At 54.7% G+C, this 14,868-nt stretch carries 14 protein-coding genes and 1 riboswitch; of the genes, 2 read left to right on the top strand and 12 right to left on the bottom strand.

Annotated elements, in window-relative coordinates; all coding sequences use genetic code 11:
* Positions 1-69: 69 nt before the first annotated feature.
* The 7 genes from MHFGQ_RS02030 to MHFGQ_RS02000 form a co-directional block, all read right to left on the bottom strand.
* Entirely contained in the window at positions 70-768 is a 699-nt protein-coding gene (locus MHFGQ_RS02030; RefSeq protein ID WP_106005609.1) for a response regulator, read from the bottom strand.
* A gap of 170 nt (positions 769-938) precedes the next feature.
* Complete coding sequence (locus tag MHFGQ_RS02025) at positions 939-2,588, bottom strand: alkaline phosphatase (RefSeq protein WP_106005610.1); 1,650 nt, start codon at positions 2,586-2,588, stop codon at positions 939-941.
* Between the two features lie 159 nt (positions 2,589-2,747).
* Positions 2,748-4,361 carry a methyl-accepting chemotaxis protein gene (locus tag MHFGQ_RS02020; protein ID WP_425463818.1) on the bottom strand — a complete coding sequence of 538 codons (1,614 nt, stop codon included), beginning with the start codon at positions 4,359-4,361 and terminating at the stop codon, positions 2,748-2,750.
* Positions 4,362-4,478: 117 nt separating this feature from the next.
* The gene (locus MHFGQ_RS02015; protein WP_170066296.1) at positions 4,479-4,628 is read right to left on the bottom strand and encodes a hypothetical protein; all 150 of its coding nucleotides are present in this window, start codon (positions 4,626-4,628) and stop codon (positions 4,479-4,481) included.
* A 93-nt stretch (positions 4,629-4,721) separates the two neighbouring features.
* A complete protein-coding gene (locus tag MHFGQ_RS02010; protein ID WP_170066297.1) occupies positions 4,722-4,880 on the bottom strand; it encodes a hypothetical protein in 159 nt (52 codons plus the stop codon).
* Positions 4,881-4,986: 106 nt separating this feature from the next.
* Positions 4,987-5,757 (bottom strand): prolipoprotein diacylglyceryl transferase, encoded by a 771-nt coding sequence (locus MHFGQ_RS02005; RefSeq protein ID WP_106005613.1) that lies wholly within the window; start codon positions 5,755-5,757, stop codon positions 4,987-4,989.
* Between the two features lie 73 nt (positions 5,758-5,830).
* Complete coding sequence (locus MHFGQ_RS02000; protein ID WP_106005614.1) at positions 5,831-7,054, bottom strand: amidohydrolase family protein; 1,224 nt, start codon at positions 7,052-7,054, stop codon at positions 5,831-5,833.
* 168 nt (positions 7,055-7,222) lie between these two features.
* On the opposite strand from MHFGQ_RS02000, the gene MHFGQ_RS01995 reads away from it, so the two are divergent.
* On the top strand, positions 7,223-8,044 hold the full coding sequence (locus tag MHFGQ_RS01995) for a flagellar motor protein (protein WP_245907850.1): 822 nt from the start codon (positions 7,223-7,225) through the stop codon (positions 8,042-8,044).
* Positions 8,016-8,774, top strand: coding sequence for an OmpA/MotB family protein (locus tag MHFGQ_RS01990; RefSeq protein WP_106005616.1), 759 nt, complete (start codon positions 8,016-8,018; stop codon positions 8,772-8,774). The genes MHFGQ_RS01995 and MHFGQ_RS01990 overlap by 29 nt, the downstream gene beginning before the upstream one ends.
* 41 nt (positions 8,775-8,815) lie before the next feature.
* On the opposite strand, the gene eam is transcribed toward MHFGQ_RS01990, so the two are convergent.
* From eam to MHFGQ_RS01965, 5 genes are all read right to left on the bottom strand, one after another.
* Complete coding sequence (eam, locus tag MHFGQ_RS01985) at positions 8,816-10,099, bottom strand: glutamate 2,3-aminomutase (protein ID WP_170066298.1); 1,284 nt, start codon at positions 10,097-10,099, stop codon at positions 8,816-8,818.
* Positions 10,100-10,179: 80 nt separating this feature from the next.
* A riboswitch (cyclic di-AMP (ydaO/yuaA leader) is annotated at positions 10,180-10,334 on the bottom strand.
* A gap of 58 nt (positions 10,335-10,392) precedes the next feature.
* On the bottom strand, positions 10,393-10,980 hold the full coding sequence (locus MHFGQ_RS01980; protein WP_106005617.1) for a DedA family protein: 588 nt from the start codon (positions 10,978-10,980) through the stop codon (positions 10,393-10,395).
* Entirely contained in the window at positions 10,977-11,693 is a 717-nt protein-coding gene (locus MHFGQ_RS01975) for a phosphatidylserine decarboxylase (RefSeq protein ID WP_106005618.1), read from the bottom strand. The genes MHFGQ_RS01980 and MHFGQ_RS01975 overlap by 4 nt, the downstream gene beginning before the upstream one ends.
* The gene (locus tag MHFGQ_RS01970) at positions 11,687-12,673 is read right to left on the bottom strand and encodes a hypothetical protein (protein WP_106005619.1); all 987 of its coding nucleotides are present in this window, start codon (positions 12,671-12,673) and stop codon (positions 11,687-11,689) included. The genes MHFGQ_RS01975 and MHFGQ_RS01970 overlap by 7 nt, the downstream gene beginning before the upstream one ends.
* The gene (locus MHFGQ_RS01965; RefSeq protein WP_106005620.1) at positions 12,674-14,752 is read right to left on the bottom strand and encodes a PIG-L family deacetylase; all 2,079 of its coding nucleotides are present in this window, start codon (positions 14,750-14,752) and stop codon (positions 12,674-12,676) included. It abuts the gene before it with no gap.
* Between the last annotated feature and the right edge of the window lie 116 nt (positions 14,753-14,868).

The raw sequence follows: 14,868 nt of genomic DNA, 5'->3' as shown, positions 1-14,868 counted from the left end.
GTTGATGTTATGTCTAAATTATCCCTTAATGAATCCCTAGTTAAGGTTCTATAAAATAATCGTAAACTTTTAATCAACAATTTCCCGGAAACGATACCCTACCCGGCGAATGGTTTCTATATAGATGGGGTTGGCCGGATCCGGCTCTATTTTTTCCCGCAAGTGGTGGACGTGGACATCTACCGTCCGGGTATCTGCACAGTAATCGTAACCCCAAATTTTTTGCAGTAACAGCTCTCGGCGCAGTACTTTACCTACATTAAGGAGAAAGTAATGCATCAATTCAAATTCCTTAGGTGCTAATTTAATAGCTGTATTGGCTATGTAAAAGCGATATTCCTGAACCTCCATTAAGAAGGGTCCTACTTGCAGCCGGGGCTGGTCCATGCCCTCCGGTAAAATCAACCGCCGTAAGCATACCTTAACCCGGGCCAATAACTCCCGGGGGCTAAAGGGTTTAGTAACATAATCATCGGCCCCCAGTTCCAGTCCCAGGATCTTATCCAATTCATCATTTTTAGCTGACAGGATAATTATGGGTATAGCTGCCGTTGCCTTGTTGGCCTTAAGACGGCGACATACTTCCAGGCCGTCGATACCCGGTAGCATCAAGTCCAGGATAATGAGATCCGGTAGCGTTTGTTCGGCTTTCGCCAGGGCTGTAGGCCCATCCGGGGCCGTCAGTACTTCAAACCCCGATCGTTCCAGGTTATAGCGTACCAGTTCCTGAATCGCCACTTCATCATCCACCACTAGAATTCTAGTCATTAATATCCCCTCGCTACCAGTGCTTTTAAGAAAATTGTACAATCTCAGGGTTAAAGTAACGTTGGTTTTGACTTAAAATTTCGTTAAAAGTCCTTCTGAACGGCACCAGCTGGAAGCTCAAATTAAAAGCCGGGGCAAATATAACCCCGGCCGTATTATCTCGGGAAATTCTAGTTTAACAGTTCCGTTGCCGCCCTGGGGACATAGGTAACGCCTTTCGGCTCACTATAAACTATCACCCCCGGCAGGTAATGCTTCTGGCCATTAATGAGCATCAGGTTCGTTCCTACCGGCAACTCGGCCCTTTTCCCGCCCCTCTCAATTATTACTTTGGGCAGGTTGGGGTTGCTGTTGTCCCAGGTAATGGCGGCATCTTTAAAGGCCTGGCGCACCGGTATGAATAATTCTTTGTTCAGCCAGGTTAGATCCAGCCCCATGGCTGCGGCCACTTTCCGGCCGATTTCTGCGTTTTCAACCGTACCGGTTAATTTCCCCGGCCCGTAGGAGTAGAGGAAGACATCTTCGCCGGTATGGCCATTGGTAGTCCACCCGATATAGGCCCTCTTGCTGATCATAGGGCCGATTACGTAGTTCAAAGAACCGGGCTTCGCCTGGCGGATGGCAGCAATCTCTTCTTCTGTTAGATCACTTATCCCGTAATACCGGGCCATGACTTCCACAATATTGCTCCGGTCGGCATTCAGCCTGGCCTCCACTCCCTGGCCAGTCAGGCGGGCTTTACGCAGGGGTTCGATGACCTGCTCAAAGCTGAGCTTGGAATAGGTATTATCGCTGGCTTTATTACCAATACTCATCCCGCCGTTACCGTGGTCGGTAAAGGCCACCACCAGGGTCTGGCCGTCTTTTTTGGCAAAGTCCAGAGCTTCCTTCACGGCGGCATCAAAGGCCAGGGTTTCGCTGATGACGCCTACAGGATCATTGGCATGGGAGGCCCAGTCGATTTCACTCCCTTCAACAAATAGGAAGAAACCGTCGGGATCCTGGGACAAAATTTCGATTGCCTTGCGGGTCATCTGCGCCAGGCTGGGCTCTTTAGCCGGGTCGCGGTCAAAGTCATAGGCCATGGCATCGTCGGCAAAGAGGCCCCACACCTTAGAGGCCTTAGTTTGTAGGAGTTCCTGGGTATTGCTGACAATGGTGTAACCCATATTTTTCAGCTCATCTAACAAGTTTAAACCATCTTTGCGTGTACCGCCCTGCTCTTTAGGTAAAAGGTACTTTTTACCGCCACCAAAAGCAACATCTATCTGTTCGTAAACCTGCTGTTTCCCAATTTCTTCGTAATTACTGCGGCTGTGCCAGTGGGAAGAGAAGGCTGCCGGTGTGGCATGCTGCAGGTTGGAGGTGGCAACTAAACCTGTCGCTTTGCCCAGGAGTTTGGCTCCCTCAAGAACGGTAGCCAGGGGCCTGTACTGGTCGCCGGCGTTGAGGGAGGCCGCTCCCGGGACGGTAACACTAGCGGCGGCAATACCGATAAATTTGTCGTTTGACTTATAGCCGGTGGCAAAGGCTGTGGCTGCCGGGGCGGAGTCGGTTATAAGAGATTCCGCTGAATAAGTACGGACCGCGCCGCTGACCATCTCATCAAGGGCCAGGGGACCACCCTTGTACCAGCGGGCCAGGGTCGTATGGCTGGCACCCATGCCGTCCCCAACCAGGATAATGACGTTTTTGGCCGTTGCCGCTGCTTCAGCCGGCATCAGGGGCAGGAAAACAGCAGCAAGCAAGGTAACTACCAGGACCAAGGAAAACAATTTTTGGTAACAACTACGAGTAACCCGTGGGCCGCAAAAGGGCATTGACAAAAACCTCCCTGTTAAGATTTGGTGCCTATATCATAGCAAAGGGAGTTTAAGATGGAGTAAAGCCGAAGTTGTCCCGTTTTAAAAATAAGGTAAAATATTTGTTAATTGTCAGCCTTACAGCCAGCTTGCGGGTTAAAATTAGTTAAATCCATTTCAGGTTTTAAAGGAGGCTATCGCTTGCTGCAGCCCGGCGGACATTTCCTCAAGGGTACTGGTTTCAGTATGTAACTGGCGTACAGCCTCTTCTTGATGTTCCAGAGCCGCCATTACGCCGGCAGTTAACCCGGCTGTTTGCCGGGAGATGGCGGCTATTTCTTGCACTGCCTGCTTTAGTTCCTGGCTGCCGGCCGAAATCTCCTGGATGGAAGCCGATATATCTTCTACCTGCTGCAGGACTCCTCCCAGGGCGGAACGGATGTTGGTAAAATCAATTTCTGCCTGCCGCACTACCTTGCCACCAATTTCCACCTGCCGCCTGGCTGCCGCCATGGCATTTACCGTATTACTAGATTCCTCCTGGATTACCTGGACCTTACGCGTAATATCCCGAGCTGCCTGCCCCGCTTCCTCGGCCAGCTTCTTTACTTCTGCGGCCACCACGGCGAAACCCCGGCCCAGTTCTCCTGCCCGTGCTGCTTCAATGGCGGCATTCAGAGCCAGGAGGTTGGTCTGTTCGGCAATACTGCCAACCACGCCGACTAAATGGCTGATTTCTTCCACCCTGCCCGTCAGGCTGGTGATAAATTGCCCCAGGTTGTCCTGCTGCGCCTGAATGGCATCCATCTGGCTGGTTACCTGGTTCATGCTCCTCGCCCCCTGGGCAGCAATATCACCCATCCGCGAACCTTCCCCTGCTATGGCCAGGGCGCGGCCGGCAATCTGCTCCATGCCAGCGGCAATTTGATTTAAAGTCTCTACAACTACGTTTACACCTTCAGCCTGCTTCTCTGCACCTGCTGCAACCCCGGCCAGAGCCGCTCTTACTTCACCGCTTGCCTTTTGGACCGTCGCTGCGCCGCTAGCCAGCATCCGTGCCACACCGGTTACCTCGCTGGCACTGTCGCTAATTTTCTTAACAATCTCTTTTAACCCCCCAACCATCAGAGCAAAAGTAGCACCGAGCCTGCCGATCTCGTCTTGCCCCCTGCTTTCAACCTCGACATTTAATTCTCCTCTGGCTACCCGGCTCGAAACTTCCACCAGGTTTTCCAGGGGGCGCATCAGCCTGCCGGCCAGGCTTCTGGCCAGCAAGAAGGCAAAAATAGCAATTATACCTAGCGCGCTCCCCAGAAAAATGCTTATACCCTTGGCAGCCGCCATAGCTTCGGCTACCTTTCTTTCTACCACCACGCCCAAGCCGATTTCTTTCAGGGGTAAAAAAGCGCCAAACACTTCCTGCCCCTTGTAATCACGGTACCTTCCCGTCCCACCTCTACCGGCGGCAATTTCACGAGCTGCAAAGGTTTGAAAACTGGTATCTGCCACCTCCTGGCCGGAGATCAATAACTTCCCTTGTCCGTTTAAAAGGTAGACCGAAGATATATCAGTATGCGCGCCCTTCAACACGTCTTCCAGCGTCTTAAGGGCAAAGTCGCCCAGAAGTACACCCTTTATCTTCACGCCGTCAGGGTTAACGGGTACGGCTATAGTAAGAAAAGTTGTCCCATCAGGGGTCGTTTCCTTGATAACCGTTTCCCCCTTTAACGCCCGCTCTACCTCTTCTCTACCCGCCAGGCTGGCCCCATCATTTCTGTCTGTGGCCGCTATAATCGAACCATCGTCCCCTACCAGGGTCAGGGTTTCTCGCTACCTGAAGATAAAAACCCTTCGACACGCGAGCTTTTTGAAAAAACGCAGGCTTTTCGCGAGAAGGCCCAACAATTACTAAACCGTAGATGCCGGGAAGTAAAAATTAAGCTGCATGCCGGTTACGCCCACCTTGCTCCTGGTCCTGGCCAGGAAGTTGAAAGCCGGATTTATGGCCCGTGCCAAAAGTAATACCGCCCTGGGCTGGGGCAACGGTGACGACAGCATGCTCCCGACCTCATTGATATGCTGCTCAAGAGGGGCCGGTAAAATGAAAGGCGGGGTCCCCATTCTGAAGCCGGACCCCGCCGTTATGTTTTTTTATGCAACTTTTTTACCCCCGCTTTGCTGCTCTTTCCTTATCTCGGCGATCTTTCGTTCTACCTGCTCCTGCATCTGCCGCAGCTCATACGGGGCGTCTACCACCTTTTCCAGCACATACAGGCAATCTTTGAGGAGGGTTACCAGTTTTTGCCGCATATTCATTACCTCCCTGGTAATTTGTTCTTGGCAATTTTTATTGTAACCCTCCCAGATTAAAGACAAATAAAGTCTGCGTTATATCTTGTTTAAAATTTTAAAGTCCTTATCGGCGATACCTCACCCGCGCCGCCAGTCGGGAACGCCGCATGAAGTAGTAGGCTAAAAGTAGTATGGGAGGTGTGGTAATCTGGGTGAGGGTAAAGAAACCCAGGCCCCAGTGGGGAACGATATATCCCCAAACATCCAGAGGATTGTCCCGCACCGTTTCTTCAACCACGGCTCGCAGTATCTGATGATAGAAAATGAAAGACCAGAACTGGTAGCCGGGCGGAGGATTTTTACTCTGGACATAAAAATAGCGGGCTAGAAGAAGCAGGCCTATGGCCGAGCCGATGACCTGGGCCGGCCAGCGTCCGAACCAAAAATCGGTGGGCCGCCCTAAAACCTCCTGGTTAAAGATGTTGGCAATGCGTACCAGAAAATAGCCGAAGGACAGCCCGGGGACCACCAGATCCGCCAGCAGGTTGGCGTCGACCCTTTTAAAGCGGGCGTAAAGCCATCCACCTAAAAAGCCGCCCAGAAGACCGCCGTGCCAGGAGAGGCCTCCTTCATATATTTTCAGTATTTGCAGGCGGTCGGTTACAAACCATGAGGGGTAATTAGCCAGGACGAACATCAAACGCGCGCCGACGACGCCGCAGACGATGATAATTATGGCCAAATTGAGGAGAAAATCTTCATCCAGCCCCCGCCGCATCCCCTCCCGGTAAAGGTACCAGGAGCCTACCAGGAAGGAAAGGGCCATGAAGATGCCGTACCAGCGCACTGCTATGGGACCTATCTGGAAGGCGATGGGATTAAGATCTACTAACAAGTTTATTCCTCCATTGTTAATAATTGGCTCACAACTAGTATAATCCGTACCGTTTTTTAAGGCAACCGGCGAATTAAATAATTATATCGCTTTTTTTGTCGTTACGCGCGGCCACCCGGCCGCCCTTGATGACACAAACCTTCTCCACCTGCCCGATGATGGCTTCCGCCGGACTGCTTGCATCCAACAGGACCAGGTCCGCGCGGCCACCTGCTTTAATCCCGTAATCATTAAGACCAATGGCGGCGGCGGCATTGTAGGTGCCCATTTCCAGAACCTTTTTCAATTCAAGGGGCGTACCCATCTGCAACACCTGGGCGGTGATCAGTGCTTCTTCCAGCATATCGGCATTGCCAAAGGGACGGAAGGCGTCGCGAATGTTGCCGGAAGCGTAGGCGACGTTCACCCCCGCCGCCTGCAGCTCCCCGACCCTGGTGACGCCGCGCCGTACCAGACCCCTGTCCTGGCGACCCATCAGGTAGAGCTCGCAGGAAGGTAAAGTAATGACGCTGATGCCCGCATCCTTTACGGCGGCGATGGCTTGAGCGGCCCTGGCGTCGTCCACGGCCGCCAGACCGCAGCAGTGGGAAGCCACCACCCGCCCCTGGTACCCCGTCTGGACGGTTTTGGCCGCTATATATTCCAGGGATGCCACCGTTGGGGCATCGGTTTCGTCAACGTGGAGATCGATGGGGACGTTATACTTCCCGGCCAGGGCAAAGATGTAATCCACCCACTCACGCATGCCCTCCGAAAGGTAGGGAGCGCCCCCCAGACCGTCGGCGCCGAGGCGCAGGGCCTCTTCCAAAAGTTCCTGCAAAGGCGAAGCCGGTACCGGCTCCCCCTCCCCGGCCATGGCGAACACCTGGAGTTCGACCTTGCCGGCAAACTCTCTTTTAAGCTCTAAAGCCGCTTCTATCCCTCTGAGGCCCAGGGCTTCGCTTACCGTGATGTGGGCGCGCATGGCGGTTGTGCCGTGGCTCAAGGCCATCTTCAACACCCGACGGCCGCGGTCAAGAAAATCGTTTTTTTCCATCTTCCGGCTGCGCCGCTGGAAGTCTTCAATGGCTTCCGCCAGGGAAGCGACGCCTTCTCGCGAGGCCGTCAAGGCCTTATCCAGGTGGGTGTGGGCATCGACAAAGGCAGGTATCAAAAGCCTGCCTGCCGCATCAATCATCTGCCGGGCGGACCCGGCCACTCCTCCCCCGGCGGCAACGATGTAGCCGTCCTTGATGGCCACATCGACGGTTCCCGGCTCATCCATAAGCCGGGCGCGCCTGATTAACAAATCATTCAATCTTTATCTTCCTTCCTGACAATTATATTGGTTTACACTTAATCCAATCTTAATCCTACCACAGGAAAATTTGACGGTCAATAAACAAGGAGTTTCTCGTTTTTTGCCGAATTATGCTAGTTAACCTGGGAAACTATGGACGGATATGGAGAAAGGTGGTATAGCAGTTTGGATCTGAACGTCATCCTGGGATTGATTATCGGCTTCGGCTCCTTAATCGCCGCTTTTATCCTTGAAGGCGGCGAGCCCGGCGCCCTTCTGGCCGTTACGGCGGCCATGATCGTTTTCGGGGGCACCATCGGCGCCACTATGATCGGTTTCAGCCGCGACGAGATTATGAACGTCCCCCGTCTGCTAAAAATTGCCCTGAAGGAAAAGCCCTTTGATCTGCCCAAGGCTATCGATACCATCGTCAATTATGCCGTTTTAGCCCGCAGGGAAGGCTTTGTCCGCCTGGAAAAGGAGCTGGAAACCATCGACGACTCCTTTCTGCGTACCGCCCTGCAGCTGGTGGTGGACGGCACCGATCCCGAACAGACTCGCAATGTGTTAGAACAGTATATTTACGCCACCGAAGAACGCCACGCCACCGGCATCAGCATCTTTGAAGCCGCCGGCGGCTATGCGCCCACCATGGGAATCATCGGCACCGTCATGGGTCTAGTTCACGTCCTAAGTAATATCAGCTCGCCGGATAAACTGGGGCCTTCCATAGCTATGGCCTTTATCGCCACCCTCTACGGCGTTTCTTCCGCCAACCTTTTATGGCTGCCCCTGGCCGCCAAACTCAAAAACAAGGCCGGTAAAGAGCGGATTTACCAGGAAATGGTCCTGGAAGGGGTGCTGGCCCTGCAGGCCGGCCGCAACCCCACCCTCATCCGCAGCACCCTTCTCGCCTTCCTTTCACCGGAGGTACAGAAAAAAATCCTAGGAAGGAGCGGCGGAAAGGAGGAAGGGACCGGTGGCCAGGCGCGGCGGCGAAAAGGTTAAACACGACAATAAAGAACGTTGGCTTTTGACTTATTCCGATCTCATAACCCTTTTAATGATTTTTTTTGTGGTCATGTACTCCATCAGCAGCCTCAACGCCCAGAAAATGGCCGCCCTGGCCAGTTCCCTGGCCCAGGCCTTCCTCGGCGCGCCGGCGTCTGGAATTTTTCCCGAAGGCGGCCTGCCGTCCCTTGTTGCCGGTACGGAGCCGGCCATGGACAGCGGCACTGGACTAGAAAATAACGAAGAATTAACGGAACTAGCCGGGGTAAAGGCTAATCTGGAACGATACATAACCCAGGAAGGCCTCCAGGATCAGATTACCCTGACCAACCAGGAACGGGGCCTGGTTGTCAGCATGTATGATACCATCCTCTTTCCCCGGGGCTCCGCCGAATTAACCCCCGAGGCCCGCGCTCTGCTCCGCCAAATTGGCAGGGCCCTGGCCGGCTTGCCCAATTACCTGCGGATCGAGGGCCACACCGACAATCTGCCCATTCATACCAACCTCTATCCTTCCAACTGGGAGCTGTCGACGGCCCGGGCCATCAGCGTCGTTAAAGTGCTGATAAACGACGCCGGCATTAACCCCGAACGCCTTTCAGCGACGGGCTACGGCGAGTACCGCCCGGTAGCCCCCAACGACGGGGAAGCCAATATGGCCCGCAACCGCCGCGTCGACATCGTTATTTTAAAAGAGGCCTACAACGTTACCGAACCCCACCAATAAAATTGCAAAGCGCCGGGTCGAGTACCGGCGCCTCTTTTTTACTATGCTCCTGCTCGCTTATTCCTGCGGCCCAAATTGGGATAGAGGATGGTGCGTTTTTCCCACGTCCGCAGCACGACATGATCTTCATTACGGGCCAAAACGTACTGGGGTAAAATGGGCGTCTTGCCCAGCCCATGGGGGGCATTGATTATATAGGTAGGTACGGCCAGACCGGAAGTATAGCCGCGCAAATGCTCCATTATCTCCACGCCTTCTTCAATGGTAGTGATAAAATGGGTCGTGCCTTTGACCGGTTTGGCGTGGAAGATATAATAGGGCCGTACTCGGATCTTCAACAGTTCCTGATTGAGTTTTTTCATTATAAAGGGATGGTTGTTGATGCCATTTAACAGCACCGCCTGGTTCCCAAGGACCACCCCGGCCTGCACCAAGCGGTCGCAGGCAGCCTTCGCCGCCGGCGTAACCTCCCGGGGATGGTTAAACTGGGTATTGAGGTAGATAGGCGGGTGCTTGGCCAGTATCCGGCATAATTCCGGCGTGATACGCTGGGGCAAGGTGACCGGTACCCGGGTGCCTAAACGCTTTATTTCCACATGGGGAATGTTGTCCAGCTCCGTTAACAGCCAGTCTAAGGTAGCATCGCTCAACATCAAGGCATCGCCGCCGGTGATGAGGACGTCGCGTATCTCTTCATTCCGGCGAATGTATTCAATAGCCTGTTCCAGCTCGCGGCGGCTGCGGCTGCGGTCTACCTCCCCGATGTTACGCCGGCGCTGACAGTGACGGCAGTACATGGCGCACTGGTTGGTGACGTTGATGATCAGCCGGTCGGGGTAACGACGGGTTATAGCCGGCGCCGGTGAGGTCAACTCTTCGTCCATGGGATCGAGAACTCCTACCTCATCCTCCAGCTCGGCCGCGCCCGGCAGAGCCTGGCGGCGAATGGGACATTCGGGATCATTTCCCATTAAGGACAGGTAATAGGGCGACACGGCCCAGCGATAGGTACGTTCGACGCGCAAAATAGCTTCTTTCTCTGCTGCAGTAAGGGGGATTAATTCCTCCAGGACGGCCACCGAGGTAACCCGGTTCTTTAACTGCCAGCGCCAGTCCTGCCAGTCGTCTTCCGTAGCGCCGAAATATGCCATTATCCGCCGACGGTTGGCCTCAATTTCATCAGCCGCTTCGAAACCGCTGGGGATGGAAGCCCTGGCGTCCAGGTAATCTACAATCCTGGCCTTCAACTCGGCCGCCCTCTGAAGAGCAATTTCCCTCTTGGTCTCTCTACTCATCAGCCTCCCTTTGCTGGGGTAAATACTCATAATGTTTACCTCCTTTCACAAAATAAAACCCCGGTTGAACCGGGGTTTTGGGCGCACGAAAATTAAAGGGGTACATTACCTCTTTCACTTTCCACGCTTACGAAGTTAGCTGACGGGTTCGGGTCGAAAGCTAACCCTACCCCGCACCCGGTTGGTTTTAAACCGGAGGCGGGGATTCACCCCAAAGAATTGGTTCCCCCGTTCCCTCGATCAAGGGATTCAGCGTTTACGTATTCTGTTGTTAAATAATTTTAACATATATCCTTATACTTGTCAAAGTAATTTTATACCATTTATTTCCATGAACGGCGCCAGCAATAATACAGCGAAGCGACGGTGACCGTCAATGCCACCAAGATGAGAAGGGCATCCAGCCACCAGGTGGCATAACGGCGGTAAAGGTGCCACCATCTAAAGATGAAATGGGCTCCCTTCCAATTGGCGTATTGCCAGGCCAGGGTCCAGGTGAAGGCGCCCAGGGCCGAATAAAGGGCATAGGGGCCCAGATTCATCCCTACAACTCCTGCCGTCAAAATAGTGGGCGTCCTGATGGGCCCGAACCAGCGAGCTAAAATTATAACCGCCGCGCCGTAACGGCTCAGCCACTCCCGCGTCAAGGCCAGGCCTTCCTCTTTCCAGCCGCGGCGAAAAAGGCGTGTCATCAGGCCCCGCCCGGGCCTGGCCCCCAGCCAGTAGCCCAGCAGGTTGCCCAGGAGATTGCCAAGGCTGCCGACAGCAACCGCCGCCCAGAAATTCATTTCGCCGCGGTCGATTAGATAACCGGCGGCCAGGAAGACGGGCTCAAAGGGGACCCCCGGAACGCCCATACCCTCGACGAGGAGCAAACCGAAAAGGGCTATGTAAACATGCAAAGCGTTCACTGCCCCGCCCCGCCCGCTCCCCGATAACGCGCCACCACCGTCCGGGCGCCGTAAACCTGTTGACCGACCCGCACGGTGATCTCCACGTCCCTTGTAAAAATTATCAGGTCTACCTGGGACCCCCGCTCTATAAAGGACACCTTCTGCCCCCGGGAAACGACCTGGCCGGGAGTGATGAAACACCGGATCTTGTTGACAAACTTGTCGGCTATCTCCACTAGGGCAATTTTAACGTCGCTGTTCTCGAGAAAAATGGTCATCCTTTCATTGACCAGCCGGTAGCGATGGGCAAATAAATCAACTGCCCGGCGAAGATAGGTCAAACGAATATATTCCCATAGATCTACCATAGGTAAATTTATCTTCGCCGGGGTATGGACCATGCCCTCCACCCGGGCATCGATGGGGGCATAATTGAAATGAACGTCCAGGGGCGACATGTAAATGCCCACGATCCAGCCCTCTTCACCAAACCCCGGCGCTTTCATTATTTCCGTAATGGGAATGGGGCGTCCCAGTTTTTCCGCGACCACCCGGCCGTCGGCAAAGGGTTTGACGTAGACCACTTGGCCGTCGGCCGGGGCAAGAATAAGCCCTTCTCCTGCAGGCGCTATGCGTAACGGATCGCGATAAAACCATACGTGGCGCAGGTACCAGAAAAGCACCCCAACGGCAAGAACGATGACCACCAGGATTTTTCCCAAAGTTACCATTCCGACCACACTTTCTTTAAATTATACGGCATTTTGGGAAGGTAATAACCGCAAAAACCGGCGATCATGAGCGGCCATCTCACTTTATACGGCTTCACCGGACGGGGAACAAAAAGACCGTTACGGTAGCCGTTGTCCAGGGCAGAATACACGGCCAGGGTTCCCTGCCGCAGCCAGAGGTCCTTGACGGCTTCGGCCGGAGGATGACGAAAGAGGTCTTCCGGCAGGGGAAGCAGCCGGGTTAATTCGCGGTAAATCGGGCGCAGTTCCTCAACATATCCCTCCTTGGCCGCTTTTAAGCGCAGACGGTTATAAACCTCTATATCACCGGGATAATCAGCGTCGACAAGTAATATGGCCTGAATGCATTCCAGTAGAATCCGAATGCGGTCTAAATCCCATACCGGGTCGAAGACGCGTATTTCCAGGGTACCCAAGCGTTTAGATTCGATTAAATCCTGGAAGCGGTAGCGCCTGTCTTCCCGCAGGGGCCCGATGGCAAAAGCCTCGGCCCAGCGATAAGAACAACCGTAAAAGCGGTTGCCGGCAATGGGCGAATTAACACTCAACAGGGCCAGAAGGGGTAAAAAATAGACGAGGTTGCGGTAGGCCCGCTCGCGGTCGGGAAAACCGCTTATATGAACATGCATGCCGCTAACGTTGGTGGGCTCCTCCCGGTCAAAAAGGTGCCCCACCGGAACGATGAGACCCGGACAAACGCCCGCCAGTTCCCGGCGGCGGCGGCGCAAGTCGGCTAAAAGGTCGGGTATGTTTCTAAAGGTGCCGGTGGAAATCTCTATACCGCTCATCAGGCCGAAACGCAGGTCCTTGCCCCGGGTAAAATTGCAGGCAGTGTGGGTATAATAATCGGCCGGGTCCTGCCAGAGGAGCCGGGACAGGTAATACAGGGACTGCAGGGTCGGCCGCTCCGGCTCGGTGATGAAAACTTCTTCTTCCAGACCAAAGAGGAGGGCGGCCATCTATGCGGCGCCCCCGTTCACGTGTAAAAGACGCCAGGGAATACGGTCGAGGGGAATTTTACCCACGGAAGTGGCGGCTTCAAGCATCAAGAAATGCTCCCCCGGCGGGAGTAAAGCCGGCAGGGTGAGCTCAATGCCGTTCTCCCGGTAGGTAACGGCAACATCGACAGGGTCGTACTCCTGGGGCCGGACCAGCCACATAGCCTTCTTGCCGCCCGCAGGTACCTGCAGCACAAAACGCCGCAGGGGGCCTTCGGCATTTATCATATAAAGACTGATGGTGTACCTCACCGGGAAACCGGGCCGACCCCATGTGTCCAGGCGCAGGCGAAGGGTGCTGCCGTCCTGCAAAAGGTAAACCGCCTTTAAATCGCCTCCCTGTTCGAGTTTACGGACCAATTGATCCCCGGCGGGGTCGGTGGCTATCCGGGCCGCTTCGGACCAGGTAACGCCGCCGTGGGCATGGGAAACCTCTCGATTTTCCACCCGGGCAAAAACCTCATTGGGCCGTTCGAAGTTGGCCATAAAGGTCGGTATAACCAGGGCCTGGGATTTATAAGCGGCAATGGCCTTTTTTTTACGCTCCAAATCCCCGGACGCCAGGGGTAATTTATACCAGGTCATATTCCCGGCAAAGAAATAGCGCGGGGGCAGTAAGGGTTTATCTTTACGTTCCATTACGGGGAACATCTGCCAGGAACCGCTGTGGATGATAAAGGTATACACTTCCGGCCGAAAAGAAGGATCTTCCCCTTCCACCCTTCCCACGGCGGCCAGGGTAAAGGCACCCGTCGCCCAATGGTCCGAATGGCTGTCGCCGGTATCGGTTACGTATATAGCGGTAGGCCGGTATTCTTTTAAGATGGTCACCAGGTTATCCAAAAGGGACGCGGCGGTGTATGGCTCCCCGGGGGCAAAGGCTAGTTTATAGGCCACCCTCGCCTGGCGGGTACAGGGCGACGTATACGGCCTGTCGCCGTCCCAGAAGTTCAGCCACAGGGAGGCGAGACCGCCGTCGGGATAACCTAAAAATATGACGTCTTCGCCTTTAACGCCCAGGATTGCTAGGGCGTTTAAAGCTTCCTTCTGCCGCAGGAAGCCGTACTGCAAAAAATCGGCAGGCCCCGCCGGCAAAAAACCGTTGTATTTCTCCACGCCCCGCCGGAAGCCGTCCCCATTGGTCATAAAAACAACCTTGACGGCATCGCCCCGCTCCCTAGCCTGGGCTATAAGGCCGCCTGCCCCGAGGGTTTCGTCGTCGGGATGGGGGGATATGACAAGCAGGCGCTTGGCATTGTCCTGGAGCTCCAGGGCAGGCAACATGCGCGCTTCGGCTGCCGTAGCCCGCACGGTCAGGAAGTGGTAGTTCAAGGCCATGCCGAGCAGGATTGTCAAAATAATGAGCAGCGCCGGACGGGTCTTAATTTTTCTGCCCGTCAACCGGAGGAGGTAGACGAGTATATCCTTGTACATGCCCAAGCGGGCGACAAGGCCGCGCCACAGGCCCCGCTTTTCTTCTTTCATTACGTGAGTCATGTTAACTAAGGGGACTTTCTTCACCCGCCATCCCCTGGCCCGAGCTTCGCCGGTCAAAAGCACTTCGATCTCAAAGCGGCTTTTTTCCGCGCCTACCGTTAGAAAAAGCTCTTTACGTATGGCCCGCTGCCCGGAAAGGTGGGGAGCCACCACCTGGGCCAGGTCGGTGAGGGACCTGCCCCGGCTGAAGATGCCCACCGTCATATCGGCGCTTCCGTCCAGCAAAGGCGCGATTAAGGCTTCTACGTGGGCCGCCGTCAAGCCTTCCAGGTCGGCATCCAGGAAAAGGAGGATGTCCTCCCGGGCCGCCCGGGCGCCGACGGCCATGGCCGCCCCTTTACCACCGTTGGTCGCCAGCTCGATAACCCGGGCGCCGTGGCGGCGGGCCACCCCCGCCGTTGCGTCAATGGAGCCGTCGCTCACCACGATAATCTCGGTAATGTCGGTCACCTGTTTCAAAGTTTCGATGACTTTGCCTACGGTGGCCGCCTCGTTGTAGGCCGGGATAACGGCGCTGACGCCCTTTCGCGTGCTGCTTTCCATTTGGTTCTCCCCTGAAGAAGGGTTCGTATTATATAGGTCCCTAGTATTTTCGCCACTGGCCTAAGAATTTCCTTCTTCAGACAATATTATTGCCCTGGAATTGCTCCAGGGCAACA

Origin of the sequence: Moorella humiferrea, assembly GCF_039233145.1 — a bacterium.
Taxonomy (GTDB): domain Bacteria; phylum Bacillota; class DSM-521; order Neomoorellales; family Neomoorellaceae; genus Neomoorella; species Neomoorella humiferrea.
The sequence above is the reverse complement of the archived record's forward strand: the minus strand, read 5'-3'. Positions and strand labels throughout refer to the sequence as shown.